Genomic DNA, 25,393 nt, shown 5'->3' with positions numbered 1-25,393 from the left:
AAAGGCGAACCGGTGTTCGCCTTTGCATCGGGTGGTGGTGGGTGCTGAGGGGCTCGAACCCCCGACCTACGCCTTGTAAGGGCGCCGCTCTACCAACTGAGCTAAGCACCCCACCTGAAATACTCTCCGAGTCTACAGCCTCAGTTCAGCGCGTCTTTGAGCGCCTTGCCGGGACGGAACTTCGGGATCTTGGCTGCCTTGATTTTAATCGCCTCGCCGGTGCGGGGATTCCGGCCGGTGCGGGCTGCGCGTTTACCTACTGCGAAAGTGCCGAAACCGACGAGCGACACGGAGCCGCCCTTCTTGAGCGTGGTACGAATGGCGCCAATGGTGGATTCGAGCGCACGGGTCGCTGCGGCTTTGGAAATATCGGCGTTCTTTGCGATGTGCTCAATCAGTTCGGTCTTGTTCACAAGGGCCCCTTGTCGAAGAAATAAAGTTGGTCGGCTTTCGTCAGCTGCGACCTGGCCGCGACGGGTGCGACTCAAGAACATGGCAGGCCTGACGCCTCGGCAGCGCACTGCCAGCGAGGATTACAACCACTGGTCTGCGGGGTGTCAATAAGACACGCCGCTGCGCAGCCCAGCGGAGCGCGCGATTTTAGGGGCGTTTCGCGACGTACTTTTCAAAGGGCCTCGGCAATTGCCTTTCCGAGGTCGCTGGTGCTCGCCCGACCGCCGATGTCGGGGGTGCGCGGTGCGCCGCTTTGGGGCGCAAGCACCTTCTCGATGGTCGCCAGGATCGCGTCGTGCGCGTCCTTGTGGCCGAGAAACTCCAGCATCATCGCGCCGCACCAGATCTGGCCGATCGGGTTGGCGATGCCCTGGCCGGCGATGTCGGGCGCCGAGCCGTGCACCGGCTCGAACAGCGAGGGCGTGGTGCGCTCGGGGTTGAGGTTGGCGCTCGGCGCGATGCCGATGGTGCCGGTGCAGGCCGGGCCCAGGTCGGACAGGATGTCGCCGAACAGGTTGCTTGCCACCACCACATCGAAGAAGTCGGGCCGCTGCACGAAGTGCGCCGTGAGGATGTCGATGTGGAACTTGTCGAGCGTGATGCCCGGGTAGCCCTTGGCCATTTCCACCACGCGCTCGTCCCAGTACGGCATGGTGATCGAAATGCCATTCGACTTGGTGGCGCTCGTCAGGTGCTTCTTCGGTCGCGACTGTGCAAGCTCGAACGCGAACTTCAGCACACGGTCGACGCCGATGCGCGACATCACGGTTTCCTGCACCACGATCTCGCGCGGCGTGCCCTGGTACATGCGCCCGCCGATGCTCGAGTACTCGCCCTCGGTGTTCTCGCGCACGATGTACATGTCGATCTCGCCGGGCGCGCGCGGCGAGCCGTCGCGGCGCACCACGGGCGCGATGATGCCGGGCATCAGTCGCGCGGGACGCAGGTTGATGTACTGGTCGAACTCGCGGCGGAACATCAGCAGCGAGCCCCACAGCGACACGTGGTCGGGAATCTTCTCGGGCCAGCCGACCGCGCCGAAGAAGATGGCGTCGTGACCGCCGATCTGGTCTTTCCAGTTGTCGGGCAGCATCTGGCCGTGCTTCTCGCAGTAGTCCCAGCTCGAGAAATCGAAGTGGTCGAACTTCAGGTCGATGCCGAATTTGCGCGCCGCCGCATCGAGCACGCGCAGCCCCTCGGGCATGACTTCCTTGCCGATGCCGTCGCCGGCGATGACTGCGATTCTGTGAGTGCTCATGAAGTGGCTCCTGGGTGTTCAGGGGAAACGAAAAAATTCAGCGCCTCGGCCAGCAAGGCGTCGGGGGCTTCTTCGGGGATGTAGTGGCCGCAGGGCAGCGCGCGGCCCGACACGTCGTCGGCACGCTCGCGCCACAGCGAGAGCACGTCGAACGCGCGCCCCACGGCCCCGTGTTCACCCCACAGCACGCGCAGCGGCAGTGCAAGGCGGCGGCCGGCAGCGATGTCGGCGCGGTCGTGCACGAGGTCGATGGTGGCGGAGGCGCGGTAGTCCTCGCAGATGGCTTCGGCGGTGCCGGCAATGGCGATGCAGCGTTCGTACTCGGCCAGCACCTCGGGCGCGAACGGCGCGAGCCCCGCGTGCCGCCCGCCCATCACGCTGCGTATGTAGCGCACCGGGTCGGAGGCGATCAGCGCCTCGGGCAGCGGCGGCGGCTGGATCAGGAAGAACCAGTGCCAGTAGGCCTTGGCAAACGCCTCAGAGGTGCCTTCGTACATCGCCAGCGTCGGCGCGATGTCGAGCAGCAGCATGCGCTCGACCGCGCCGGGATGGTCGGCCGCGAGCCGGTGCGCCACGCGCGCGCCGCGGTCGTGCGCGAGCACCGCGAAGCGTTCGAAGCCATGGTGACGCATGGCGGCCAGCGCGTCGCGCGCCATCTCCCGCTTGCTGTAGACCGCGTGCTCGGCGTCGGCCGCCGGGCGGCCCGAGTCGCCATAACCTCGCAGGTCCACGGCAACCACCGTGAAGCGCTCGGCCAGCGCGGGTGCCACGCGGTGCCAGATCGCATGCGTCTGCGGATGGCCGTGCAGCAGCAGCAAGGGGGCGCCCTGCCCGCCGATGCGACCGTGGATGCGCACGCCATCGCGGGCGATGTCGAAGCGGGGGAAGTCGAGGAAAGAGGCCGTCACGCCACGATTGTGCGTTGCACCCCCGCGGCCATCAAGCAACAATCAGCCAATTCATACTTTCCGTTTTGGCATGAATCCCCACGCGATGGAACGCGGCGATCTCGAACTGGTGCTGGCCATCCGCGACCAGGGCAGCCTGGCCGGCGCGGCTGCCACGCTCGACGTGGTGCCTTCGGTCGTCACCAAACGGCTCGGCGCGCTGGAGGCCCGGCTCGGGCAGCGGCTGTTCGACCGCACGACGCGGCGGCTCAGCGTCACGGCCGAAGGCGAGGCCGTGTGCCTGCATGCGCGCACGCTGCTCGAAGGCTTCGCGGCGCTCGAAAGCGAACTCGGCGAGCGGCAGAACGCGCTCATCGGCACGGTCCGCCTCGCCGCCACCTTCGGCTTCGGCCGGCGCTGGCTTGGTCCGGCCCTCGCCGACTTCCAGGCGCAGCATCCCGGCCTGCAGGTCGAACTGCGGCTGACCGAGCAGCTGCCCGACCTCGGCGCTGAAGGCTACGACGGCGCGGTCTGGCTGTGGGCGGTGCAGCAGCACCGCGCCGCCGACTGGACCACGCGCCGCATCGCGCGCAACCAGCGCGTGCTGGCCGCTTCGCCCGATTACCTTGCGCGCCGCGGCACGCCCGCCACGGTGGAAGCGCTGGCCACGCACGACTGCCTGATCGCGCGCGAGAACGGCGATGCGGCCCAGTCGCGCCAGTTCGCGCTCTGGACGCTGCGCCACGCGCGCGACGGCAGCACGGCCCGCGTGCGGGTGCAGGGCCCGCTCACGAGCAATTCAGGAGAAATGGTGCGCGACTGGTGTCTCGCGGGCCACGGCGTGATGCTGCGCAGCCTCTGGGACATCGCGCCGCAGCTGGCGAGCGGCGAGCTGGTGCGCGTGCTGCCGCAGCACGGCATGCCCGACGCCGACATCCACTGGGTCGCGCCCTGGCGGCCGAAGACGCCGCGCCGCGTGCGCCTGCTGGTCGATCACCTGGTCGAGCAGTTCCGCTCGGAGCCCTGGAAGCCGGTCAAGCCGGGCGGGCGCTGAAAGAAAAAGAAAGCGCGGTCAGCGCTCGGCGCGCACCACGAGGCTCACGCCGATGGCTGTCAGGCCGATGCCCAGCACCGTGGTCCAGGTGATCGGTTCGGCGAACAGCAGCCAGGCCATCAGCGCCGTGCACGGCGGCACGAGGTACAGCAGGCTGGTGACGGCGGTGGCCGTGCCGCGCTGGATCAACATATAGAGCAGCGAACTGCCGCCCAACGACAGCGCCAGCACCGACCACGCCATCGCGCCGATCGAATGCGTGTTCCATTCGATGGCCTGCGCCTCGAGCGCGGCAAAAGGCAGGGTCACGAGCAGCGCGGCCGCCATCTGCACCGCGCTGGCGCTGCGCACATCGCAGGGCGCAACGAAGCGCTTCTGGTACAGCGTGCCCGCCGTGATCGACAGCAGCGCCATCACGGCCAGCCCCATCGTCAGCGCGTTGACCTCGGTGCCCTGCCCCAGCTTGCGCGACACCACGAGCACCAGCCCCGCGAAGCCCAGGGCAAGCCCGGCCCATTGCCGCCCCGAAATGCGCCCGCCGTTGAAAGACAGCCAGACCGCCGTGAGCACCGGCTGGATGCCGACCAGCAGCGCGACAAGCCCCGCGCCCATGCCGGCATGCACGGCAGCCCAGACGCCACCGAGGTAGCCGGCCTGCATCAGCACGCCCGTGACCGCGAGGTGACCCCATTGCGTGCGCTTCGCCGGCCACGCCACGCGCGCGAGCATGACCCAGAGGCCGAAGCAGGCGAGCGACAGCGCATAGCGCACAGCGAGAAACTTGAGGGGCGGCGCGTAGGGCATGCCATAGCGCGCAACGATGAAACCCGTGCTCCAGATCAGCACGAAGACCGCCGGCATCGCCCGCAGCCAGCCTGCGTTGCGGGCCGAGACGGCCGCGGTCATTTGGAGTGAGCCCGAATCTCGGGAATGGCCTTCTGCAGGTAATAGACCATCGACCAGACGGTGAGCACCGCCGAGATCCAGATCAGCCACTGGCCCCAGAGGCCCGTGTCGATCACCTTGAAGAGATGCCCGTCATAGAGCAGGAAGGGAATCGCGACCATCTGCACAGTGGTCTTGACCTTGCCGATCATGTGGACCGCCACGCTCTTGCCGGCGCCGATGCGCGCCATCCATTCGCGCAGCGCCGAGATGGCGATCTCGCGGCCGATGATGATGAGCGCCACGAACACGTCGGCACGCTGCAGATGCACCAGCACCAGCAGCGCGGCGCAGACAAGAAACTTGTCGGCCACCGGATCGAGGAAAGCCCCGAAGGCCGAGGTCTGGTTGAGCTTGCGCGCCAGGTAGCCGTCGAGCCAGTCGGTGGCGGCGAACACGATGAACATCACCGTGGCGATCAGGTTGCGCATCGGCTCGCTGATCGGCAGGTAGAAAACGCCGACGATCAACGGAATCGCGACGATGCGCGTCCAGGTCATGATGGTCGGTAGGGTCCAGAACATGCGGGCGATTGTGTCATGCACGCGTGAAGCGCTGGAAGGCCGGGGGCAATCCCGTCTTCAACGCAGTGCGCGATAGATTTCCTCGGCCAGCTCGGTGGCAATGCCTTCGACCGACGCGATGTCTTCCACGCTCGCCGCCGCCACGCCGCGGATGCCGCCGAAACGCTGCAGCAGGCGCGCCCGGCGCTTCGGGCCGATGCCCGGAATGTCTTCGAGCTGGCTGCCGCCCACCCGCACCTTGGCGCGCTTGGCCCGCATGCCGGTGATGGCGAAACGGTGCGCCTCGTCGCGGATCTGGGCCACCAGCATCAGGGCCGCCGAATCCTTGCCGAGGTAGACCTTCTCGCGGCCGTCGGCGAACACGAGTTCTTCGAGCCCGACCTTGCGGCCTTCGCCCTTCTCGACGCCGACGATCAGCGACAGCGGCAGGCCCAGTTCGCTGAACACCTCGCGCGCCATCGACACCTGGCCTTTGCCGCCATCGACCAGCACCAGGTCAGGCATGCGCGCGGCCGGCGTCTTGGGCGGCGGCGCCTCGACGCCTTCGGCCCCTTCGCTTTCGGCATCGCCCGGCGCCAGCGCCTCGGTCTCGGCTGCCATCACCTCGGCCAGCTTGCCGTAGCGGCGGTGCAGCACCTGGCGCATGGCGGCATAGTCGTCGCCGGGCGTGATGCCCTCGATGTTGTAGCGGCGGTACTCGCGGTTCTGCATCGTGTGGTGCGCGAACACCACGCACGAGGCCTGCGTGGCCTCGCCCGCCGTGTGCGAGATGTCGAAGCATTCGACGCGGAAGTTGTCCAGGTCGTCGGACGCCAGCTCGAGCGCATCGGCCAGCGCGCGGGTGCGCGCCTGCTGCGAGCCCTCTTCGGCGAGCAGCCGCGCGAGCTGCAGGCCGGCATTCGTCTCGGCCATCTCGAGCCAGTGACGACGTTGTTCGTGCGGCTGGAACACCGCCGTGATGCGCGCGCCGGCCTGCTGCGAAATCGCCTCGATGAGCGCGCGGCTCACCTGCCGGCCCAGCACCAGCGTGGCGGGCACCGGCACGTCGATGTAGTGCTGCGCGATGAAGGCCTCGAGCACCTGCACCTCGATCGGGTCGGCGGCCACCGGGTCGGCGCCCTCTTCGGCGTCGAGTTCGCCATGGTGAATCTGCGCCGCGTCGTCCACGTGCACCGGAAAGTACGCGCGGTCACCCAGGTGGCGCCCGCCGCGCACCATCGCGAGGTTGACGCAGGCCTTGCCGCCCTGCACCTTGACCGCGAGGATGTCGACGTCCTTGTCGGACACCACCTCGATCGACTGCTGGTGCAGCACGCGCGAGATCGCCGACATCTGGTTGCGCAGCTCGGCCGCCTGCTCGAACTCGAGCTTCTCGGCGTGCGCCGTCATGCGCTGCTCGAGATTCGAGAGCACGAGTTGCGTGTCGCCCATGAGGAAGGCTTCGGCGCTGGCCACGTCCTGCGCGTAGTCCTCGGGCGAAACCAGCGCCACACAGGGGCCGCTGCAGCGCTTGATCTGGTACAGCAGGCAGGGCCGCGTGCGGTTGGCGTACACCGTGTCCTCGCAGGTGCGCAGGCGGAACACCTTCTGCAGCAGCTGGATCGACTCCTTCACCGCCCAGGCGCTCGGGTACGGCCCGAAGTAGCGGTGCTTCTTGTCGACCGCGCCGCGGTAGTAGGCGAGGCGCGGAAACGCGTGCGAGGCGATCTTCAGGTAGGGGTAGCTCTTGTCGTCGCGGAACAGGATGTTGTAGCGCGGCTTGAGCGTCTTGATCAGGTTGTTCTCGAGCAGCAGCGCCTCGGCCTCGGAGCGCACCACGGTGGTCTCCATGCGCGCGATCTTCGAGATCATGTGGCCGATGCGGGTACCCCCGTGGCTCTTCTGGAAGTAGTTGGCGACCCGCTTTTTCAGGTTGCGCGCCTTGCCCACATACAGCACGGCACCGGCCGCGTCGAAATAGCGGTAGACACCCGGCAACTGCGGCAGGGCCGCGACTTCACTGAGCAATTGATCGGAATGCACGTCGGACATGGCGGCTATTGTGGCGCGCGGCGTGAGGCCCCGCAGCGAACCCGGCCACACCCCGCACGCACGTGACACGGGCGGGAACGAAATGTGCTCATGATGAGCGCGGGCGCGAGGAGCGCCCGTTGTCATTCCTGTCTTTCGAATAACAGCAAAGGGAAACTCTGATGAAGAAGAACTCCGTGCGCGCGTGGTGGGCCCTGACGCCCCTTGCGCTCTCCCTGGTCGTGGCCGGCTGCGGCGGCAACAGCAACAACAACGCACAGAACAACGCCGCACTGGTCGCGGCCATCGCCGCGATCAACGCGGCCAACCAGCCCGGCCCCACGGCCCCGCCCGCCGCCGACAACGGCTGCCAGATTCCGAGCAGCGGCACCTCCGTGGTCGTCGGCTCGGGCGACCCGGGCGATCCGGCCGCGCCGGAACCCGCGTCGGGTTACGTGCCGGGCCACAAGCTGGTGTACGCCAAGAACTACATGGTGGTCGCGAACCACCCGCTGGCCACGCGCGCCGGCTGCGACGTGCTCAAGGCCGGCGGCAGCGCGGTCGATGCGGCGGTGGCGGTGCAGGCCGTGCTCGGCCTGGTCGAGCCGCAGTCGAGCGGGCTGGGTGGCGGTGCGTTCATGCTTCACTACGACGCGGCGACGAAAAAGGTGCAGGCGTACGACGGGCGCGAGACCGCGCCTGCGGCTGCCACTGAGAACTACCTGCGCTATGTGGACGATGCCACCGACACCAGCGCCCCCGTGCCCAGCGCCCGCTGGAGCGGCCGTTCCATCGGTACGCCCGGTGCCGTACGCATGCTCGACATCGCTTATCAAGACCACGGCAAACTGCCCTGGAAAGACCTGTTCGGCTACGGCATCACGCTCGCGTCCGACGGATTCCTGATCGGCGGACGCATGGCGACCGCCATCGCGGGCTCCGCAACACACCTGAAGCGCGACGCCGACGCCACTTCCTACTTCTTCAACGCCGACGGCACGCCGAAGGCGCTCGGCACCAAGCTCACGAACCCGGCCTATGCCCGGACGCTGAACGCCATCGCCACACAGGGCGCCAACGCCTTCTACACGGGCGACATCGCCAAGAGCATCGTCGACAAGATCGGTGTCACCACGGCGGCCAGCGACGGCTCGGCCATCACGCCCGGCAAGACCACGCTGACCGACCTGGCCAGCTACAAGGCCAAGCGCCGCGACCCGGTCTGCGGCACCTACCGCGATTACTACGTGTGCGGCATGTCGCCGCCATCCTCGGGCGGCATTGCGGTGATGCAGACGCTCGGCATCCTCGAGACCTTCAATCTCGGCCTGCACAAGCCGACCGCCATCGACCTCGAAGGTGGCAAGCCGAGCGTGATGGGCGTGCACCTGGTGAGCGAGGCCGAGCGCCTGGCCTATGCCGACCGCGAAAAGTACGTGGCCGACACCGACTTCGTCCCGCTGCCGTATGGCTCGATCGACTCCCTGATCAACAAGCCCTACCTGCAGGGCCGTGCCAGCCTCATCAGTCTGGCGAAGAGCATGGGCACCGCCCAGCCCGGCGATCTTGGCGACGTTCCGCTCGGCATCGACAAGACCGAAGAGCACGGCACCACGCACTTCACCATCGTCGACAAGCAGGGCAACGTGGTCGTGATGACCACCACGGTGGAAGGCGGAATGGGGTCGGCCCACATGACGCAGGGCTTCCTGCTGAACAACCAGCTGACAGATTTCTCGGACGAACCGTACGGCAAGCCCACGCAGACCTACAAGGTTGCCAACCGCGTCGCTCCGGGCAAGCGTCCGCGCAGCTCGATGGCGCCTACGCTGGTGTTCAAGAAGAACGCCGACGGCAGCATGGGCGAATTTGTGATGGGCACCGGCTCGCCCGGCGGCAGCAACATCATCCAGTACGTGGTGAAGACGCTGGTCGGAGCGCTGGACTGGGGGCTGGATGCGCAACAGGCCACGTCGCTGGTCGACTTCGGGGCTCCCAACTCCGTGACCACCAACGTCGGCGGCGAGCACCCGAACGTCGACGAGACCAACTCGGGCCTCAACGACCCGCTGGTCGCCGGGCTGATCGGGCTGGGTCACAAGGTGTCGGTGACCCCGCAGTCCAGCGGCGTGAGCACCATCCTGCGCACGAACGTCGGCGGCAAGCCCGTGCTGACCGGCGGTGCAGACCCGCGCCGCGAAGGCATCGTGCTGGGCGACACCTTCACGCCCTGAACGACAAAGGGCCGGCGCAGCCTTCAGCGCGCCGGCCCTTCGGCCTGATCACTTCTCTGTCTATTTACTTCGCGACTTCCGACACCAGCCGGTACAGGAACTCGCGCCCGTCGTACAGCCGCTGGATCTCGATGCGTTCATCGAGCCCGTGCGCGCGTGCATCGGCCGGCTCCAGGAACATGCCGGTCACGCCGTACATCGGGATGCCGGCGTTGCGCAAAAAGCGGCTGTCGGTGGCGCCGGTGCTCATGGCGGGCACCACGGGCACGCCGGGCCACATCTGCTGCGTGAGCGTTTCGACCGTCTTCACGAGGTCGCCGTTGAGCGGCGATGCCGGGCTGCGCAGCGGCTTGCCCATGTTGCGCACCACGATCTTGTCGTTGCCGACCGCCTGGGTCAGCAGGCGCTCGACTTCCTCCGGATCGTCGTGCGGCAGGATGCGGCAGTTGACCGTGGCCTTGGCCGATTGCGGCAGCGCGTTCTCGGCATGGCCGGCCTGCACCATCGTCGCGACGCAGGTGGTGCGCAACTGCGCGTTGTAGGCCGGGTTGGCCGTCATGCGCTCGAGCACGCCGGCGTCGGGGTTGCCGCTGCCGATGGCGCGCATGTCGTCGGCCAGCTGGCCGGTGGCAAAGGGGGCGCTGCGCGCGAAGTAGGTCTTGGTGACGTCCGCGAGCTTGATCGGAAACGCGTAGTTGCCCAGTCGCTCCAGGCCGGCCGAGAGCGCGTAGATCGGGTTGGTCTTGGTCGGCACCGAGCTGTGGCCGCCGACGTCGCGCATCTCGAGCATGTAGGTGGTGTACATCTTCTCGGCCACCTGCATGCGGTGCAGGTTCGGCTTGCCGCCGCGCAGCTCGCCGCCGCCGCCTTCGTTGATGCCGAACTCGGCCTGCAGCAGCTCCGGCTTGTTGCTGATGAGCCAGAAGGCGCCGTTGCTCAGCGCGTCGCCGCGCTCCTCGTCGGCCGTGAGCGCCAGGATGATGTCGCGCTTGGGCTTGAAGCCTTCCTGCTTGAGCTGCCCCAGCACGGAGACCAGCGCCGCGGCCATGGCCTTGTCGTCGATGGCGCCGCGCGCCGTGAAGTAGCCGCCGGTTTCCTGCAGTTTGAAGGGATCGGTCTTCCAGTCTTCGCGGCGGGCCTCGACCACGTCGATGTGCGCCAGGAGCAGCAGCGGCTTCTTGCTGCCGTCGCCCTTGAAGCGCAGCACCAGGTTCCCCTTCTTCGGGAAGGGCTCGAAGATCTGGATGTCGCCCGCGGCGAAGCCGGCATCGACCAGCCGCTTTTCCATGGCCCGCGCCGCGGCGGTGTTGTCACCCACCGAGTGGGTGGTGTTGATCTCGATCAGCTCCTTGTAGATCTCGCGGAAGCGCTGCTGCTGCGCGGTGAGCGGCGCGGTCTGGGCCTGGGCGCCGGCCATTCCGGCCAGGGCCAGCGAGAGCGCGAGCACGCTGCGTTTGGCGGTGCTCAAGGGCGAAGAAGAAAACGACGAACGGCGACGGGTCTGCATCCTCATGGTCTGGCTCTCTCCGATGGTTGTTGTGGCGAGGGCCAGCATAGCAATCACACGGCGTTTTCGCCTGCACCTGAGCGACCGCGAAGACGGGCACACTCGCGGCCATGGGCACGCGCATGCAATGGGACATCTTCTGCAAGGTCATCGACAACCACGGCGACCTGGGCGTCTGCTGGCGCCTGGCCTGCCAGCTCGCGGCGGCCGGCGATCGCGCGCGGCTGTGGGTCGACGACCCGACGGCGCTGCACTGGATGGCGCCGGCCGGCTGCGACGGCGTGCAGGTGATCGACTGGTCCGCCGCTGAAGCCGTGCGCCGTGCCGTTGCCGACTCGGTGCCTGACGTGCTGGTCGAAGCTTTCGGGTGCGACCCGGAACCCGAACTCGTCGCGCGATTCGCGCAGGCCCCGAGCCATGCGCAGGCCTGGATCAACCTCGAGTACCTGTCGGCCGAGCCCTATGTCGAGAAGCTGCACCGGCTGCCGTCGCCGGTGTTCAAGGGCCCGGGCGCCGGGCTGACGAAGCGTTTCTTCTACCCGGGCTTCACGCCCGCGACCGGCGGCCTGCTGCGCGAGCCCGACCTGATGGCGCGCCAGGCACGCTTCGACCGGGCGCGCTGGCTGGAGGCGCAGCAGATTCCGTGGCGCGAAGGTGACCGCCTGGTCTCGCTCTTCTGTTACGAGCCGCCGGCGCTGGCTGCCCTGCTCGACCAGTTGGCCGCAGACCCAGTGCCCACGCGCCTGCTGGTCACCGCGGGCCGGGCCGCGAGCGCCGTGCAGGCGTGCATGTCAGACCGCCCGATGGGCGTCCAAAGTTCGCTATCAATTTCATACCTCCCCTACCTCAGCCAGGCGGACTTCGACCACCTGCTGTGGGCTTGTGACCTCAACTTCGTGCGCGGTGAAGACTCGCTCGTGCGCGCCCTCTGGGCCGGCGCGCCGCTGGTCTGGCAGATCTATCCGCAGGACGACGACGCGCACCACGTCAAGCTCAACGCCTGGCTCGACTGGCTCGGCGCCCCGCTTGAGCTGCGGCTTTTTCACCACGCCTGGAACGGCTTCGGCGACGGCGCCCTGCCCCCACCCGGCCCGCTGGCGGCATGGCGCGAAACCGCCCGTGCGGCGCGCGACAGGCTGCTCACGCAGGACGATCTGCTGGCCCAGCTGCGGCAGCTGGTCGCCGGAAAAAGCTAAAATAGCGGGCTTTGCGGAATTCAGCCCTGACCGCCGTGGTCCGGGACGCCTTTCGCCAAACCTGCCGCGGGACATGTACGGCGGGGCCAGATACGACGGCACACAGCGCCGAGGGCCCCGCGCACCGAGCGGCCAACATCCAGAGAACCTGATATGAAAATCGCTCAAGAAATCCGCGCCGGCAACGTCATCATGCACGGCAAGGACCCGATGGTCGTCCTGAAGACCGAATACAGCCGCGGCGGCCGCAACAGCGCCACCGTGCGCATGAAGCTCAAGAGCCTGATCGCCAACTTCAACACCGAAGTGGTCTTCAAGGCCGACGACAAGATCGACCAGATCGTGCTCGACAAGAAGGAGTGCACCTACTCCTACTTCGCCGACCCGATGTATGTCTGCATGGACACCGAGTACAACCAGTACGAAGTCGAAGCCGAGAACATGGGCGACGCCCTGAACTACCTCGAAGACGGCATGGCTGTCGAAGTGGTGTTCTACGACGGCAAGGCCATCTCGGTCGAACTGCCGACCAGCGTCGAGCGCGAAATCACCTGGACCGAGCCGGCCGTCAAGGGCGACACCTCGGGCAAGGTCATGAAGCCCGCCAAGATCGCCACCGGCTTCGAAATCGGCGTGCCGCTCTTCGTCGCACAAGGCGACAAGATCGAAATCGACACGCGCACCGGCGAATACCGCAAGCGCGTCTGAGCGCGTTCGCACCCGGCTGACCACCACCACGAAAAGGCTCCGCAAGGAGCCTTTTTCGTTGGCGGGCACACCGCTTGCGTCGGCGCACAATGCCAAGTCAATTCAGCTCGACAGCTCCATGAACAACACGCACAACATTCACGACAAGCGCCTGGCCGATGCCTGGGCCACGCTGCAGTCCCATTCCGACCGGGGCCTTCCCCTGGACCCTGATCCTTCGCGCCTGGCCTTCGCCGATCCCGAGTTCTTGCTGCGCCGCGAAACACGCGGCATCCGCATGCAGCTCGAGCTGATGAAGCCCGACCTCGAGCAGCGCGCGCACGGCATCGAGAACACGGTGGTGGTCTTCGGCAGCGCGCGCTTCCGCAGCGAAGACGAAGCCGTCGCGCTGGTCACGCAGGCCGAAGCGGCCGGCGACACGGCCGCGGCCGACCGCTGGCGCCGGCTCGCGCGCAACTCGCACTACTACGAGAAGGCGCGCACCTTCGGCAAGCTGGTCGCGCAGTACAGCGAGAAGAAGGAACCGCAGGACAAGCTCTTCGTGTGCACGGGCGGCGGCCCCGGCATCATGCAGGCGGCCAACCGCGGCGCGCACGAAGCCGGCGGCCTCTCGGTCGGCCTGGCCATCGCGCTGCCGATGGAAGAAGAAGCCAACCCCTACGTCACGCCGGCGCTGAGCTTCAAGTTCCACTACTTCGCGATCCGCAAGATGCATTTCATGATGCGTGCGAAGGCGCTGGTGGCGTTCCCGGGCGGCTTCGGCACGCTCGACGAGCTGTTCGAAGTCATCACGCTGGTGCAGACCAAGAAGTCGAAGCCCGTGCCGATCGTGCTGTTCGGCTCGGCCTACTGGAAGAAGATGATCGACTTCGACTTCCTGGTCGACGAAGGCGTGATCTCGCCCGGCGACCTGAAGCTCTTCGAATACGTCGACGCGCCGGAAGACGCGTGGGACGCGATCAAACGCTTCTACAAACTCTGACCAACCTGATATCGATCAGGCGTCGTCGCTGTCGTCGGGCCGCAGGGCCTGCTCGAAGAAGCGCGTGAGCGCGCGGGCGCGGCGGCGCCGGTCGGCCACGGGGTTCGCGTGCGGCCCCATGGCCACGGCATCATCGGCCACGCCGTGCAGCGCATTGAAGAGGATCACGGCCGTCAGCGTCGCGTCCTCGACCTCCCACACGCCCGCGGCGTCGCCTTGCTTCAGCAGCGTCACGAGTTGCGTGATGACGACGTTGTCGTTGCGCATGCGCCGGTCTTCGGGCCGGTACTCGTGGAACACCACGTCGTGCAACGCGACGTTGTCGAGGTAGGTCTCCAGCCCCGCTTCCACCCAGGCCTTGAGCCGCGCGCGGTACTTGCCCGGCGCGTGGCGGTCCATCGCCTCCTGCAGGCGCCCGCAGAAGGTGTCGACGAAGCGCTGCTGCAACGCGCCGAGCAACGCTTCCTTCGACGGAAAGTACAGATAGAAGGTGCCCTTGGCCACCTGCGCGCCCGCCGCGATGTCGTCGATGCTGGTGGCGGCAATGCCTTTGGTGATGAACAACTGCTCGGCGGCGTCCATCAGCGCGGCGGCGCGGGTCTGCGGCGCCTTGGTGCGACGGCGTGCGGTACTGACGGGGGTGTCGTCGGGGCTGCTGTTTGTCATGCTCAAGAACCGGCCGTGGCACCGGCGCGTGCCGTGTCGATGGCAGCGCGCACAGCCGCGGCATCGAGGACCAAGCCGCGCGGCGCCATCACGCGCTCGCGCAACCAGGCCAGGGCTTCGTCGGTGCGTGCGAAGGTGCTGGCGGGAATGCCGAAGAGCTTCTCGACGTTCATCTTGCTGGTCTTCTCGAACTGGTCGGCGGGCACCACGCTCGCCATGCCCATCATGTGGCGACGGATGTCAGCGCCGCGCGCCTGCAGCCACTGCTTGGCACGCTGGGCGCTGCCCTCGGGATGCACCAGCGCGTCGGCGTCCGCGAACACGCGCAGCGAGACAAAAGGCTCGCCGCGGTCGAGCCAGCGGTTCCAGTCGTCGGTGAAGGCCTGCATGCTTTCCAGCGTCTGCAAGCCTGTCGAAACACTGATCACCAGTGGCCATTGGCTGAGTTCGTGACGGACCATGAAAGTCTCCTTCGGAATCACCAGAAGACGCCGAGCACTCCGGCGCAAAAAAGGAACGCGGACGGCGGGCATGGCGAACGGTTCCCGGCTCAGGCGCGCGTGGCAGCGGCGAGCGCGTCGGCACGCGGCCTGACGCGCAACAGCAGCCCCGCCGCCACCAACCCGGCCACACCGGCACAGGCCATCGCGGCATGGAAGCCGCCTGCGAGCGCATCGCTCAAGAGCCGCTGCGCGGTGCCGGCGTCGAGCGCCGCGAGCGCGCCGAGGTCGTGCCGCGAGACCGCAGCCACCGCCGCTTGCGATGCATCGGGCACGCCGACACGCGCGAGCGACTCGGTCATCAACGCGGTGGCGTGTGTGCGCATCAGCGTGCCGAGCAGCGCAATGCCGATCAGCATGCCGCCCTGTCGCAACGCGTTCATGGTCGCCGAGGCCATGCCCGAGCGCTGTGCGGGCACCGAGGCCATCACCGCCGTGCTCGTGGCCGGCACGGCCAGGCCTGCACCCGCACCGAGCGCGACGAAGATCAACGCCAGCGGCAGGTACGGCGTGTCGGCCGAGAACAGCGTCAGCAGCAGCATCGCCGCGCCGATCAGGCCGTATCCCGCGACCATCAGCGTGTGGACCTCGAAGCGGCGCGCCAGCCGGCCGAACTGCGAGGCCACGAGGCCCGTCGCCACGAACTGCGGCACCAGCCGCCAGCCGGTCTCGCTGGCCGACCAGCCCTGCACCTGCTGCAGAAACAGCGAGAAGAAGAACAGGCTGGCGTAGGTCGAAAAGCCCAGCACGAACGAGGCGAAGTTGGTGACCGAAAAGCGCGCGTCGCGGAACAGCGCGAGCGGCAGCAGCGGCCGTTCCACGCGCGCCTCCACGGCCAGGAACAGCGCCAAACCGACACCTGCCGCGACGAGTGCGATCACCGCGTGGCGCGAGCCCCAGCCGTGTTCGCCCGCGGCGATCAGCCCGTAGGTCAGCGCCCCAAGCCAGAGCACGCTGAGCACCTGCCCCGCCGGGTCGAGCGCCGCATGCTCGGGGTGCGACGACTCGCGCAGGCCCCACATCCCCAGCGCCACGGTCAGCACGCCGATCGGCAGGTTGATGAGGAAGATGCTCTGCCAGCCCGCGTGGTCCACCAGCAGGCCGCCGAGCATCGGCCCGAGGATCAGCGACAGCGCCGTGAACGACGACCAGCCGCCGATCACCCGCGCACGGCTCGCCGGCTCGGGGAAGGCGTGCGCCAGCAGCGAGAGCGCGCCCGGGATCATCAGCGCGCCCGCCACGCCCTGCACCGCGCGGCCCGCGAGCAGCATGGGCAGGCCCGACGCCATCGCGCACATCGCCGAGCCCACGGTGAAGACCACCACGCCGGCCAGCCAGGCGCGCTTGCGGCCGTAGCGGTCGCCGATCGGGCCGGCCGACAGCATGAAGGCCGACAGGCACAGCGCATAGATGTCGATCACCCACTGCAGCCCGGCCATGTCGGTCGCGAGCGCGCGCTGCAGCGTGGGCAGCGCGACGTTGACGATGCTCACGTCGAGCGTGGCGATGAAGCTGCCAAGGTAGACCGCGGCCACCAGGGCCAGGCGGCGGCGCGGGTCGGCAGCCGCCGACGGGGAATGGGAGTCCATGGACGCCTTCGGGTCAGGAACGAAGAAGGCGCCGATACTGACTTTGGGTCAGTATTTTGTCAATCAAATGAGAATTACTATTATTTGCAACGTGGGATTCAGGCCGCAGTCAGGCGCCCTCCCGCGCACGTCAGAGCTTCAATCCCCAGGTCGCCTTCGCGCCCAGCGCCAGCACGCCGCCCACCACCCAGAACACGCCGGTGATGCCGATCAGCGCACCGAGCGAGCCGAACAGCATCGGCATCGCGACGCTCGATGCGTTGATGGTCATGAGCCGCAGCCCCAGCGCCTCGCCATGCCGCGCATGCGGCGTGATCTGGTGCAGCATGCTCATCACCATCGGCTGCACGGCGCCTAGCGCGAAGCCCAGGATCACGGAGCAGATGCCCATGGTCCACGGCGAGTTCAGCAACGGATAGACGGCGAACACGGCAGCGGTGACGACGGTCGAGCTCAGGATCACGCTGCGTTCCGACGCACGCGACGCGATCAGCGGCAGCACCACGCGAATGATCGCCGCGGCAATCGCGAAGGCGCCGAGGATCGAGCCGATCACCGAGGCGCTGATGCCCCGGTCGTGGCCCAGCACCGGCAGCACGAAGGCGTGCACGTCCCAGCTCGACGACTGCAGCCAGTTCACGAACAGCAGGCGGCGGAACATCGGCTCGCGCAGCAGGTCCCAGGCCCGCGTGGGCGCGGCGCCCGGCACCGGCGGCACCCGCGGCGGCTCGTGCGCGCCGCGTGCCAGCAGCCAGCACAGCAGCGGTAAAAAGGCCATCACGGCAAAGCAGATGCGAAACGCCAGCAGGTCGGCCGGCGCGCGGCCAGCATGGTCGATCAGCATGCCGGCCAGGAAGGGCCCGACGAAGTTCGCCGCGGCCGGCGCGATGGCCAGCCAGCTGAACACGCGCTTGAGCTGCGTCGGGTCGGTGGCCGAGCGCCCCACGTGCCGCTGCAGCGCGATCACGGTCGCGCCGGTGGCGCCGCCGGTCAGCAGCGCGGCGATGCACATGACGGGGAACACCGGAAAGATCAGCGCCAGCCCTGCCCCGCCCGAGGCCGCGATCACCGACAGCCACAGCGGGCGCTTGAGCCCATGCCGGTCGGCAAAGCGCCCGGCCGGCAGCGCAAGAAACACCTGGGTCAGCGCGAACAGCGCGATCAGCAGGCCGACAGCCGCTGCGCTGTAGCCTTGCTGCAGCGCGAGCAGCGGAGTAGCGAGCCGCATGCCCGCCATCGTGGCGTGCAAACAGACCTGCGCCACGATGACGCGCAGCAGTTCAGAACCTTTCACGGGGTGTCGTCGCCCTCGCTGTCAGTGTCGGTATCGGCGATGGGCGGCAGCAGCCCCTGAGACTGCTCTTCGGGCAGCGCCTCGACCTTGCGCAGCGCGAGCCGCATCTGCTTGGCGCGCGTGTCGGCCTTGTCGATGGTGTCGGAGGCCTTGGCCACCTGTTCCTTGATGCGCGCCACCCATTCGCCATAGCGCTCGAACTCGGTCTTGACCGCACCGAGCACCTTCCAGACCTCGGAGGCCTGGCGCTCCAGCGCGAGTGTGCGAAAGCCCATGTGCAGGCTGTTGAGCATGGCGAGCAAGGTGGTCGGGCCGGCCAGCGTCACGCGGTGCTGGCGTTGAATGGCGTCCATCAGGCCGGGTCGGCGCAGCACCTCGGCGTAGAGGCTTTCGACCGGCAGGAACAGGATCGCGAAGTCGGTGGTGTGCGGCGCCGCGAGGTAGTTGTCGGCGATCGACTTGGCCTCGGTGCGGATGCGCGCTTCGAGTGCCTTGGCCGCGGCCTCTGCGCCGGCGGCATCGGCGCGCTCGTGAGCGTCGATGAGGCGTTCGTAGTCGTCGCGCGGAAACTTGGCGTCGATCGGCAGCCACACCGGTGCACCGTCGTCGCCGCGCCCCGGAAAGCGGATCGCGAAGTCGACGCGCTGGCCGCTGCGCGGCTTGGTCTCGATCTGGCGCGCGTACTGCTCGGGCGTGAGCACCTGCTCGAGCAGCGCCTCGAGCTGCACTTCGCCGAACACGCCGCGCGTCTTCACGTTGGTCAGCACGCGCTGCAGGCTGCCGACGCCCACGGCCAGCGCCTGCATCTCGCCCAGGCCCTTGTGCACCTGCTCGAGCCGGTCGGCCACCTGCTTGAAGCTCTCGCCCAGGCGCGCTTCGAGCGTGCTCTGCAGCTTCTCGTCGACGGTCTTGCGCATCTCGTCGAGCTTGGCGGCATTGCTCTGCTGCAGCTGGGCGAGCTGGGTTTCCATGGTCGTGCGCACCTCGGCAAGGCGGCGTGCGTTCGATTCGCTCAGGCCCTGCAGCTGGGTGTTGAGCGTGTCGGCCAGCGTTTTCTGCAGCGAGGCGAGCTGCAGCGAGAAGGCGTCGAGCTGCGCGTTCTGCGTGCGCGTGGCCTCGGCGCCCTGCTGCACCAGCGACTGCTGGAAGGTGGCGAAGGCCTGCGCGGTTTCCTGGCGTGCACCGCGCGAGTTCTCACCGATCTCGCGGCGCAGTTCGCGTTCGGTGCGCTCGTTGGCGTTGCCCATCGCGGCAAGCACGCCCAGCATCTCGCTGTGATCAGGTGCGGGTTGCCGGCGGGCCAGCAGCCAGATGACCAGCACCAGCTGCACCACGGCGAGTGCGGCCAGTACAAGAAGAATCAATTCCGTCAGTTCCAAGGTGGGGGCGTGTCGCTCTCGCGGTCAGATGTCAGGTTACTTCGCGGCCGATGGCACCGGCGTGACGGGTGTCAGCGGGCCTTTGCCGCTGCCCCAGGCGATGAGGTTGTCGGCCGCCACGTCGGCCATCGCACGGCGCGTGGGCACGGTGGCGCTGGCGATGTGCGGCGTGAGCACGACGTTGGGCACGGTCAGCAGGTCGGGGTGGACCTTCGGCTCGCCCTCGAACACGTCGAGGCCCGCGGCGGCGATGCGCTTCTCGCGCAGCGCCACGGCCAGCGCGGCGTCGTCGACGATGCCGCCGCGCGCGATGTTGATCAGCGTGGCCGTCGGCTTCATGAGCGCGATCTCGGCCGCGCCGATGGTGTGGTGCGAGGCCGGCGAGTACGGCACGACCAGCACGACGTGGTCGGCGGTCTTGAGCAGCTCTTCCTTGCCGACGTAGCGGGCCTTGCATTCGGCTTCGAGCGCAGCGTCGAGGCGCGACCGGTTGTGATAGATCACGTTCATGCCGAAGCCGTGCGCGCCGCGCTTGGCAATGCCCTGCCCGATGCGGCCCATGCCGATGATGCCGAGCGTGGCACCGTGGATGTCGGAGCCGGCGAACATGTCGTAGCTCCACTTTTCCCACTTGCCCGCGCGCAGGAAGTGTTCGCTCTCGGTGATGCGGCGCGCGGTGGCCATGAGCAGCGCAAAGCCGAAGTCGGCCGTGGTCTCGGTCAGCACGTCGGGCGCGTTGGTGCCGAGCACGCCGCGCGCGGCCATGGCGTCGACGTCGAAGTTGTTGTAGCCCACGGCCATGTTGGCGCAGATCTTCAGCTCGGGGCAGGCGTCGAGCACGGCGGCATCGATACGCTCGCTGCCGGTGGTGAAGGCGCCCTGCTTGCCTTGCAGCTTCGCGATCAGTTGGTCCTTGCTCCAGGTTTCGTCGGCCTGGTTCGACTCGACCTCGAAATGCTGCGCGAGGCGCGCGAGGGTCTCGGGGAACACCGCGCGCGCGACCAGGATCTTGGGCTTGCTGCTGCTCATGGAACGTGTCTCTTTCTTGATTGAACGTGTGGGAAGGATCAGACGAAGAAGATGAAGGTGGTCAGCACGAACAGCGGGATCAGGATCGCGCCCGACCACAGCATGTAGCCGAAGAAGCTGGGCATGCGCACGCCGCGGCTTTCGGCGATGGCCTTGACCATCAGGTTCGGCGCGTTGCCGATGTAGGTGTTCGCGCCCATGAACACGGCGCCCGCCGAGATGGCGGCCAGCGTGGTGGCGTAGGTGGTCATGAGCGCCACCGGGTCGCCGCCCGCCGTGTTGAAGAACACGAGGTAGGTGGGCGCGTTGTCCAGGAACGAACTCAGGATGCCGGTGGCCCAGAAGTACATGGCCGGGTCGGGCTGGCCGTCGGCGCGCGTCACCGCCGCGACGATGGCGCCGAACGGGCCCTGCGTGCCGGCCTTGAGCATGGCGATCACCGGGATGATGGTCAGGAAGATGCCGGCAAAGAGCTTGGCCACCTCGGCCATCGGACCCCACTCGAACTGGTTGTCGGCGTGCACCTTGGCGGCGGTGATCTTCAGCGACAGCAGCGTGATGGCAATGAGGCCCACGTCGCGCACCAGCCCCGGCAGGCCCATCTTGGAGCCGTAGATGTCGAAGGTGACCGGCGACTTCCAGAAGCCGCTGATCAGCACCAGCGCGACCACGCCGCCGAGCAGCACGAAGTTGATGGCGCCGTCGAAGCCGATGCGCTTGGTGTCGGGCGTCGGGTCGACCGGCAGCACGCCTTCCTTGCGGTAGTAGTAGCGGTCGATCAGGTAGAACAGCACAAGCAGCACGGCCAGGATGAACAGCGTGTCGGGCAGGATGTGCTTGGCGGTCCAGAAGAAGTCGACGCCCTTCAGGAAGCCCAGGAACAGCGGCGGATCGCCCAGCGGCGTGAGCGAGCCGCCCGCGTTCGAGACGATGAAGATGAAGAACACGACCACGTGCGCGCGGTTCGCCCGGTTGTCATTGGCGCGGATCAGCGGGCGAATCAGCAGCATCGAGGCGCCCGTGGTGCCCATGAAACTCGCGAGCACCGCACCGATGGCCAGGATGGCCGTGTTGAGCCCGGGCGCGCCGTGCAGGTTGCCCCGGATGTGGATGCCACCGGCCACCGTGAACAGCGCGGTGAGCAGGATGATGAAGGGGATGTATTCCTCGACCAGCGCATGCACCGTCTGCGCCCCGGCCAGCGGCGCGCCGTAGATGGCGGCGAACGGCAGCAGGAAGGCCAGCGACCAGGCCGCCGACACCTTGCCGTAGTGGTGATGCCAGAACGACGGCACCAGCAACGGCATGAGCGCGATCGACAGCAGGATGCCTGCGAAGGGCACGCCCCACAGCGGCGACAGCGTGGCACCGTTGAATTCGGCGGCCGACGCCAGGGCAGGGAACATCAGCGGCAGCAGCGCGGCCGCGGCCAGTCGGAGGGATTTTTTCATGGGGCTGTACCGTACCAGACGAAGTGCTGCACGGAGGTCGGTACAGGGTTCACACGGGGGGTTGTTCGATCTCGAACACCTGGCGCAGGTAGGCCAGGTATTTCTCGTCCTCGCACATGTTCTTGGACGGCGTGTCCGACAGCTTGGCCACCGGCTGGTCGTTGCACTGGATCATCTTGATGACGATCTGCAGCGGCTCGTAGCCGAGGTCGTTGGTGAGGTTGGTGCCGATGCCGAAGGCCAGCAGGCAGCGGCCGCGGAACTGCTGGTACAGCTCGATGGTGCGCGGCACCGTGAGGCCGTCGCTGAAGATCAGCGTCTTGGTGAGCGGATCGACCCGGTTCGCGTGGTAGTGCGCCAGCATGCGCTCGCCCCACTGGAACGGGTCGCCGCTGTCGTGGCGGGCGCCGTCGAAGAGCTTGCAGAAGTACAGGTCGAAGTCGCGCAGGAAAGCGCTCATGCCGTACACGTCGGACAGCGCAATGCCCAGGTCGCCGCGGTATTCACGCGCCCAGCTCTCGAAGCCGAAGATCTGGCTGTCGCGCAGCCGCGGGCCCAGCGCCTGGCAGGCCTGCAGGTACTCGTGCGCCATGGTGCCCAGCGGAATGAGGCCGAGCTTCATGGCGTACAGCACGTTGCTGGTGCCCGCCAGCTGCGGCAGGTGTTCGCCGGCGGGCGACTTGGCCGGCGGCGAGGCCACGGCGCCGAGCCGTTGCGTCAGCGTGCGCAGCACCTCTTCATGCCAGTCTTTCGAGAAGCGGCGGCGCGTGCCGTAGTCGGCAATCTTGAGGTCGCCCAAGCCGGCCTCTTGCAGCTGGCTGATCTTGATGTCGAGGCGACGGCGGCCTTCTTCGAAGTCGGGGTTCTTCTGCGTGTTGCGAAAGTAGACCTCGTTCACGATGGCCAGCACCGGGATCTCGAACAGGATCGTGTGCAGCCACGGGCCCTTGATGCGGATCTCGAGCTCGCCCGAGGGCTGGGGAATGACGTTGATGTACTTCTCGTTGAGCCTGAACAGCCCGAGGAAGTCGACGAAGTCGCTCTTGATGAAGCGCATCGAGCGCAGGTAGGCGAGTTCGGCGTCGCGGAACTGCAGCGAGCACAGGCTGCGGATCTCGTCGCGGATCTGGCCCGCGAACTGCGCGAGGTTGACGCCGGGGTTGCGGCACTTGAAGCGGTACTCGACCCGCGCCCCCGGAAAGTGGTGCAGGACCACCTGCATCATCGTGAACTTGTAGAGGTCGGTGTCGAGCAGGCTGTGAATGATCATGGTGCGGTGCGCGGTGTCTCGGGTCTCTGGCTGCGGCGTCCGTTCCATTATCACGGCCTGAGTCGGCCTCTGCCTACGAGGGCCGGACTGCACGTCCTACCGGCAGGGGGAATCACTCACGCGACATTGATTTCACGGCGGCGGCATGTTCCGCCGGGTCATCACTCTTACGCAAGGAGATTCGCATGAACAAGGACACCATCGAAGGCAACTGGAAGCAGCTCAAGGGCAAGGTCAAGGAGCAATGGGGCAAGCTGACCGACGACGACTTCGACGTCATCGCCGGCAAGCGCGACCAGCTGCTGGGCCGCATCCAGGAACGCCACGGCATCAGCCGCGACGAGGCCGAGAAGCAGGTCAAGGACTGGGAATCTCGCGACGGCCGCTCGCCCGACGCGCTCTGGTTCGAAAAGTACTGAGAACGAAAGCGCCCTGCGCCCTCCTTCTTCCAGCCACTCACCGCAAAGGACACAACACCATGAAAAAACAACACCTCGTCATGCTCGCCCTCGCCTCCACCTGCTTCGTTGCCAGCCAAGCCGGCGCGATGACCAAGGACGAGTACAAGGTCGCCAAGGAAAAGGTCGAGGCCGACTACAAGGTCGCCAAGACCCAGTGCGACACGATGAAGGACAACGCCAAGGACGTCTGCCAGAAGGAAGCCAAGGGCAAGGAAGAAGTGGCCAAGGCCGAACTGGAGCAGCAGTACCAGCCGAGCGACAGCCATGCCCGCAAGGTGGCCGAAGAGAAGGTGAAGGCCGCCTATGAAGTCGCGAAGGAAAAGTGCGACGACCAGCAGGGCGAGGCCAAGTCCGCCTGCGTGAAGCAGGCCAAGGCCGACGAAGCCCAGGGCAAGGCCGACATCAAGGCCATGAAGAAGACCATGTAAGCGGGGCCATGCCCCACTCACCAACGGCGCCTCGGGCGCCGTTTTTCATGGGCGCTCAGGCGCGCAGCGAATCGACCACTTGCTGCAGCGCCTCGGGCAACGGCACCGGCCGCTGCGTCGCGCGGTCGACGTACACGTGCACAAAGTGCCCTTGCGCGGCGGCGGTGTCGGCCCCTTCGGCGAACAGCGCGATCTCGTAACGCACGCTCGATCGGCCCGCCTGCGCCACGCGGATGCCTGCTTCCACCGTCTGCGGGAAGGCCACCGGCGCGAAGTAGTTGCACTGTGTCTCGACCACGAAGCCGATCGTGGAGCCGCCGTGGATGTCGAGCGCGCCGCGCTCGATCAGCAGCGCGTTCACCGCGGTGTCGAACCAGCTGTAGTAGACGACGTTGTTGACGTGGCCGTACATGTCGTTGTCGGCCCAGCGCGTCGGGATGCTGCGAAACGCCCGGTAGGCGCTGCGGGTGTGGGGCGTGGGCTTGGGGGTAGGTGTCGGGGCGCTCATCGCGCGGCATTTTGCCAGCGGCGCCAGTAGTCCAGCGCCACCCGGAAGGTGCCCAGCTGCACCTGCACCGTCTCGGCGATGTCGCTGGCGTAGCCGCCGGCCATCGCGAAGGCCGTCGGGATGCGGCGCTGCCAGGTCCAGTCGAACACGCGGCGGTCGCGCGCCTCCAGGCCGTCGAAGCTCAGCTTGAGGCGACCCAGCCGGTCGCGCTCGAAGGGGTCGGCGCCGGCCAGGTAGATCACGAGGCCGGGCGAGAAGCGGCGGTCGAGTTCGTCGAGCGCGTGCTCCAGCGCCGCGAGGTAGTCGGCGTCACCGCAGCCGTCGGGCAGCTCCACGTCGAGGTCGCTCGCCTCCTTGCGGAACGGGAAGTTCTTCTGGCCGTGCACCGACAGCGTGAACACGCTCGGGTCGCCCTGGAAGATGCGGGCGGTGCCGTTGCCCTGGTGCACGTCGAGATCGATCATCGCCACCTTGAGCAGCCGGCCGGCGCGGGCCTGCTCAGCCTGCATGAGCCGCGCGGCCACCGCTGCGTCGTTGAAGACGCAGAAGCCGCTGCCCTTGTCGGCGTAGGCGTGGTGCGTGCCGCCCGCCATGTTGGCCGACACGCCGCCCGCGAAGGCAGCGCGGCAGGCCGCGATGGTGGCGCCGGTGGAACGGCGCGAGCGCTCGACCATCGCCTCGCTCCAGGGAAAGCCGATCTCGCGCATGGCCTGCGGGCTCACGCGGCCTTCGCTGACGGCGGCGATCCATTCGGAGGTGTGGGCCAGCGCAAGCTCGTCGTCGGTGGCGCGCGGAGCCGGGTCCATCTCGACGGCCGGCAGCTGCTCTTGCAGGCGGTCGCGCAGCATCGCGTAGCGCGACATGGGAAAGCGGTGGCCCGGCGGCAGGGGCAGCACGAACTGCCCGGAATAGAAAGCACGCATGGCCGCATTCTGGCCGTGCAGGCCGGATTTAGAAGGCCACTTCTAAATTGCTGCACAGCAGCAAAAAGCACTTGATCGCTGCGATCAGCTGCCTATACTTAAGGCCATGCTGCACCGCAACATGAACGACGAGGCGC

At 67.5% G+C, this 25,393-nt stretch carries 24 protein-coding genes and 1 tRNA gene; 7 read left to right on the top strand and 18 right to left on the bottom strand.

All coding sequences use genetic code 11. From position 1 onward, the window contains the following. Positions 1-35 precede the first annotated feature (35 nt). The 4 genes from IG196_RS10000 to IG196_RS09985 all read right to left on the bottom strand — a co-directional run bounded on the left by IG196_RS10000 (position 36) and on the right by IG196_RS09985 (position 2,619). A tRNA-Val gene (locus tag IG196_RS10000) sits at positions 36-111 on the bottom strand. Positions 112-140: 29 nt separating this feature from the next. Continuing rightward, entirely contained in the window at positions 141-413 is a 273-nt protein-coding gene (locus IG196_RS09995) for an HU family DNA-binding protein (RefSeq protein ID WP_099796196.1), read from the bottom strand. Between the two features lie 212 nt (positions 414-625). Further along, positions 626-1,711, bottom strand: a complete 1,086-nt coding sequence (locus IG196_RS09990; protein WP_192196020.1) for a tartrate dehydrogenase — start codon at positions 1,709-1,711, stop codon at positions 626-628. Beyond that, the gene (locus tag IG196_RS09985; RefSeq protein WP_192196019.1) at positions 1,708-2,619 is read right to left on the bottom strand and encodes an alpha/beta fold hydrolase; all 912 of its coding nucleotides are present in this window, start codon (positions 2,617-2,619) and stop codon (positions 1,708-1,710) included. The genes IG196_RS09990 and IG196_RS09985 overlap by 4 nt, the downstream gene beginning before the upstream one ends. A gap of 70 nt (positions 2,620-2,689) precedes the next feature. Between IG196_RS09985 and IG196_RS09980 the strand changes: the two genes are divergently transcribed. After that, complete coding sequence (locus IG196_RS09980; RefSeq protein WP_225616998.1) at positions 2,690-3,652, top strand: LysR family transcriptional regulator; 963 nt, start codon at positions 2,690-2,692, stop codon at positions 3,650-3,652. 18 nt (positions 3,653-3,670) lie between these two features. On the opposite strand, the gene IG196_RS09975 is transcribed toward IG196_RS09980, so the two are convergent. From IG196_RS09975 to uvrC, 3 genes are read right to left on the bottom strand one after another with little or no spacing between them, the layout of a single operon-like run. Beyond that, positions 3,671-4,558 (bottom strand): DMT family transporter, encoded by an 888-nt coding sequence (locus IG196_RS09975; protein WP_192196018.1) that lies wholly within the window; start codon positions 4,556-4,558, stop codon positions 3,671-3,673. Then, positions 4,555-5,121 (bottom strand): CDP-diacylglycerol--glycerol-3-phosphate 3-phosphatidyltransferase, encoded by a 567-nt coding sequence (gene pgsA / locus IG196_RS09970; RefSeq protein ID WP_101492206.1) that lies wholly within the window; start codon positions 5,119-5,121, stop codon positions 4,555-4,557. The genes IG196_RS09975 and pgsA overlap by 4 nt, the downstream gene beginning before the upstream one ends. 57 nt (positions 5,122-5,178) lie before the next feature. Next, positions 5,179-7,152 carry an excinuclease ABC subunit UvrC gene (gene uvrC, locus IG196_RS09965; RefSeq protein ID WP_192196017.1) on the bottom strand — a complete coding sequence of 658 codons (1,974 nt, stop codon included), beginning with the start codon at positions 7,150-7,152 and terminating at the stop codon, positions 5,179-5,181. Between the two features lie 161 nt (positions 7,153-7,313). On the opposite strand from uvrC, the gene ggt reads away from it, so the two are divergent. After that, positions 7,314-9,365: a gamma-glutamyltransferase gene (ggt, locus tag IG196_RS09960; RefSeq protein ID WP_225616997.1), complete on the top strand. Its 2,052-nt coding sequence runs from the start codon at positions 7,314-7,316 to the stop codon at positions 9,363-9,365. A 64-nt stretch (positions 9,366-9,429) separates the two neighbouring features. Here the strand turns inward: ggt and IG196_RS09955 are convergent, their stop codons facing one another. Then, on the bottom strand, positions 9,430-10,878 hold the full coding sequence (locus IG196_RS09955) for a M20/M25/M40 family metallo-hydrolase (RefSeq protein ID WP_192196016.1): 1,449 nt from the start codon (positions 10,876-10,878) through the stop codon (positions 9,430-9,432). A 104-nt stretch (positions 10,879-10,982) separates the two neighbouring features. Between IG196_RS09955 and earP the strand changes: the two genes are divergently transcribed. The 3 genes from earP (at position 10,983) to IG196_RS09940 (ending at position 13,758) form a co-directional block, all read left to right on the top strand. Further along, positions 10,983-12,068, top strand: coding sequence for an elongation factor P maturation arginine rhamnosyltransferase EarP (gene earP, locus IG196_RS09950; protein WP_192196015.1), 1,086 nt, complete (start codon positions 10,983-10,985; stop codon positions 12,066-12,068). 153 nt (positions 12,069-12,221) lie between these two features. Then, complete coding sequence (gene efp / locus IG196_RS09945; RefSeq protein WP_093011949.1) at positions 12,222-12,776, top strand: elongation factor P; 555 nt, start codon at positions 12,222-12,224, stop codon at positions 12,774-12,776. 118 nt (positions 12,777-12,894) lie between these two features. Beyond that, positions 12,895-13,758, top strand: a complete 864-nt coding sequence (locus IG196_RS09940) for a TIGR00730 family Rossman fold protein (protein WP_192196014.1) — start codon at positions 12,895-12,897, stop codon at positions 13,756-13,758. Positions 13,759-13,773: 15 nt separating this feature from the next. Here IG196_RS09940 and IG196_RS09935 read toward each other — a convergent pair whose 3' ends face one another. The 8 genes from IG196_RS09935 to pncB all read right to left on the bottom strand — a co-directional run bounded on the left by IG196_RS09935 (position 13,774) and on the right by pncB (position 22,936). Continuing rightward, positions 13,774-14,424 carry a TetR/AcrR family transcriptional regulator gene (locus tag IG196_RS09935; RefSeq protein ID WP_192196013.1) on the bottom strand — a complete coding sequence of 217 codons (651 nt, stop codon included), beginning with the start codon at positions 14,422-14,424 and terminating at the stop codon, positions 13,774-13,776. 2 nt (positions 14,425-14,426) lie between these two features. After that, positions 14,427-14,885 (bottom strand): hypothetical protein, encoded by a 459-nt coding sequence (locus IG196_RS09930; protein WP_192196012.1) that lies wholly within the window; start codon positions 14,883-14,885, stop codon positions 14,427-14,429. A gap of 89 nt (positions 14,886-14,974) precedes the next feature. Then, positions 14,975-16,513, bottom strand: coding sequence for a DHA2 family efflux MFS transporter permease subunit (locus tag IG196_RS09925; RefSeq protein WP_192196011.1), 1,539 nt, complete (start codon positions 16,511-16,513; stop codon positions 14,975-14,977). A 130-nt stretch (positions 16,514-16,643) separates the two neighbouring features. Continuing rightward, positions 16,644-17,807 (bottom strand): MFS transporter, encoded by a 1,164-nt coding sequence (locus tag IG196_RS09920; RefSeq protein WP_192196010.1) that lies wholly within the window; start codon positions 17,805-17,807, stop codon positions 16,644-16,646. Then, the gene (locus tag IG196_RS09915; protein ID WP_192196974.1) at positions 17,804-19,180 is read right to left on the bottom strand and encodes a DNA recombination protein RmuC; all 1,377 of its coding nucleotides are present in this window, start codon (positions 19,178-19,180) and stop codon (positions 17,804-17,806) included. The genes IG196_RS09920 and IG196_RS09915 overlap by 4 nt, the downstream gene beginning before the upstream one ends. A 42-nt stretch (positions 19,181-19,222) precedes the next feature. Beyond that, positions 19,223-20,215 (bottom strand): 2-hydroxyacid dehydrogenase, encoded by a 993-nt coding sequence (locus IG196_RS09910; protein WP_192196009.1) that lies wholly within the window; start codon positions 20,213-20,215, stop codon positions 19,223-19,225. Between the two features lie 38 nt (positions 20,216-20,253). Continuing rightward, on the bottom strand, positions 20,254-21,666 hold the full coding sequence (locus IG196_RS09905; protein ID WP_192196008.1) for a sodium:proton antiporter: 1,413 nt from the start codon (positions 21,664-21,666) through the stop codon (positions 20,254-20,256). A 49-nt stretch (positions 21,667-21,715) separates the two neighbouring features. After that, positions 21,716-22,936 (bottom strand): nicotinate phosphoribosyltransferase, encoded by a 1,221-nt coding sequence (gene pncB, locus IG196_RS09900; protein ID WP_192196007.1) that lies wholly within the window; start codon positions 22,934-22,936, stop codon positions 21,716-21,718. Positions 22,937-23,121: 185 nt separating this feature from the next. Between pncB and IG196_RS09895 the strand changes: the two genes are divergently transcribed. Next, positions 23,122-23,355 (top strand): CsbD family protein, encoded by a 234-nt coding sequence (locus IG196_RS09895; protein ID WP_101492195.1) that lies wholly within the window; start codon positions 23,122-23,124, stop codon positions 23,353-23,355. A gap of 59 nt (positions 23,356-23,414) precedes the next feature. After that, on the top strand, positions 23,415-23,825 hold the full coding sequence (locus IG196_RS09890) for a hypothetical protein (protein WP_192196006.1): 411 nt from the start codon (positions 23,415-23,417) through the stop codon (positions 23,823-23,825). Positions 23,826-23,880: 55 nt separating this feature from the next. On the opposite strand, the gene IG196_RS09885 is transcribed toward IG196_RS09890, so the two are convergent. Both IG196_RS09885 and IG196_RS09880 read right to left on the bottom strand, forming a co-directional pair. After that, a complete protein-coding gene (locus IG196_RS09885) occupies positions 23,881-24,333 on the bottom strand; it encodes an acyl-CoA thioesterase (protein ID WP_192196005.1) in 453 nt (150 codons plus the stop codon). Further along, a complete protein-coding gene (locus IG196_RS09880; RefSeq protein ID WP_192196004.1) occupies positions 24,330-25,256 on the bottom strand; it encodes a histone deacetylase in 927 nt (308 codons plus the stop codon). Before IG196_RS09880 ends, IG196_RS09885 begins: the two co-directional genes overlap by 4 nt. Between the last annotated feature and the right edge of the window lie 137 nt (positions 25,257-25,393).

The sequence above is a fragment of the Variovorax sp. 38R genome (assembly GCF_014843395.1).
Taxonomy (GTDB): domain Bacteria; phylum Pseudomonadota; class Gammaproteobacteria; order Burkholderiales; family Burkholderiaceae_C; genus Variovorax; species Variovorax paradoxus_H.
The sequence above is the reverse complement of the archived record's forward strand: the minus strand, read 5'-3'. Positions and strand labels throughout refer to the sequence as shown.

Bases quoted from the DNA above. Each gene is read 5' to 3' on its own strand.
- IG196_RS09990 (WP_192196020.1), bottom strand. From the start codon at position 1,711: ATGAGCACTCACAGAATCGCAGTCATCGCCGGCGACGGCATCGGCAAG.
- IG196_RS09980 (WP_225616998.1), top strand. From the start codon at position 2,690: ATGAATCCCCACGCGATGGAACGCGGCGATCTCGAACTGGTGCTGGCC.
- IG196_RS09975 (WP_192196018.1), bottom strand. From the start codon at position 4,558: ATGACCGCGGCCGTCTCGGCCCGCAACGCAGGCTGGCTGCGGGCGATG.
- pgsA (WP_101492206.1), bottom strand. From the start codon at position 5,121: ATGTTCTGGACCCTACCGACCATCATGACCTGGACGCGCATCGTCGCG.
- uvrC (WP_192196017.1), bottom strand. From the start codon at position 7,152: ATGTCCGACGTGCATTCCGATCAATTGCTCAGTGAAGTCGCGGCCCTG.
- ggt (WP_225616997.1), top strand. From the start codon at position 7,314: ATGAAGAAGAACTCCGTGCGCGCGTGGTGGGCCCTGACGCCCCTTGCG.
- IG196_RS09955 (WP_192196016.1), bottom strand. From the start codon at position 10,878: ATGAGGATGCAGACCCGTCGCCGTTCGTCGTTTTCTTCTTCGCCCTTG.
- earP (WP_192196015.1), top strand. From the start codon at position 10,983: ATGGGCACGCGCATGCAATGGGACATCTTCTGCAAGGTCATCGACAAC.
- efp (WP_093011949.1), top strand. From the start codon at position 12,222: ATGAAAATCGCTCAAGAAATCCGCGCCGGCAACGTCATCATGCACGGC.
- IG196_RS09940 (WP_192196014.1), top strand. From the start codon at position 12,895: ATGAACAACACGCACAACATTCACGACAAGCGCCTGGCCGATGCCTGG.
- IG196_RS09935 (WP_192196013.1), bottom strand. From the start codon at position 14,424: ATGACAAACAGCAGCCCCGACGACACCCCCGTCAGTACCGCACGCCGT.
- IG196_RS09930 (WP_192196012.1), bottom strand. From the start codon at position 14,885: ATGGTCCGTCACGAACTCAGCCAATGGCCACTGGTGATCAGTGTTTCG.
- IG196_RS09925 (WP_192196011.1), bottom strand. From the start codon at position 16,513: ATGGACTCCCATTCCCCGTCGGCGGCTGCCGACCCGCGCCGCCGCCTG.
- IG196_RS09910 (WP_192196009.1), bottom strand. From the start codon at position 20,215: ATGAGCAGCAGCAAGCCCAAGATCCTGGTCGCGCGCGCGGTGTTCCCC.
- IG196_RS09905 (WP_192196008.1), bottom strand. From the start codon at position 21,666: ATGAAAAAATCCCTCCGACTGGCCGCGGCCGCGCTGCTGCCGCTGATG.
- pncB (WP_192196007.1), bottom strand. From the start codon at position 22,936: ATGATCATTCACAGCCTGCTCGACACCGACCTCTACAAGTTCACGATG.
- IG196_RS09895 (WP_101492195.1), top strand. From the start codon at position 23,122: ATGAACAAGGACACCATCGAAGGCAACTGGAAGCAGCTCAAGGGCAAG.
- IG196_RS09890 (WP_192196006.1), top strand. From the start codon at position 23,415: ATGAAAAAACAACACCTCGTCATGCTCGCCCTCGCCTCCACCTGCTTC.
- IG196_RS09885 (WP_192196005.1), bottom strand. From the start codon at position 24,333: ATGAGCGCCCCGACACCTACCCCCAAGCCCACGCCCCACACCCGCAGC.
- IG196_RS09880 (WP_192196004.1), bottom strand. From the start codon at position 25,256: ATGCGTGCTTTCTATTCCGGGCAGTTCGTGCTGCCCCTGCCGCCGGGC.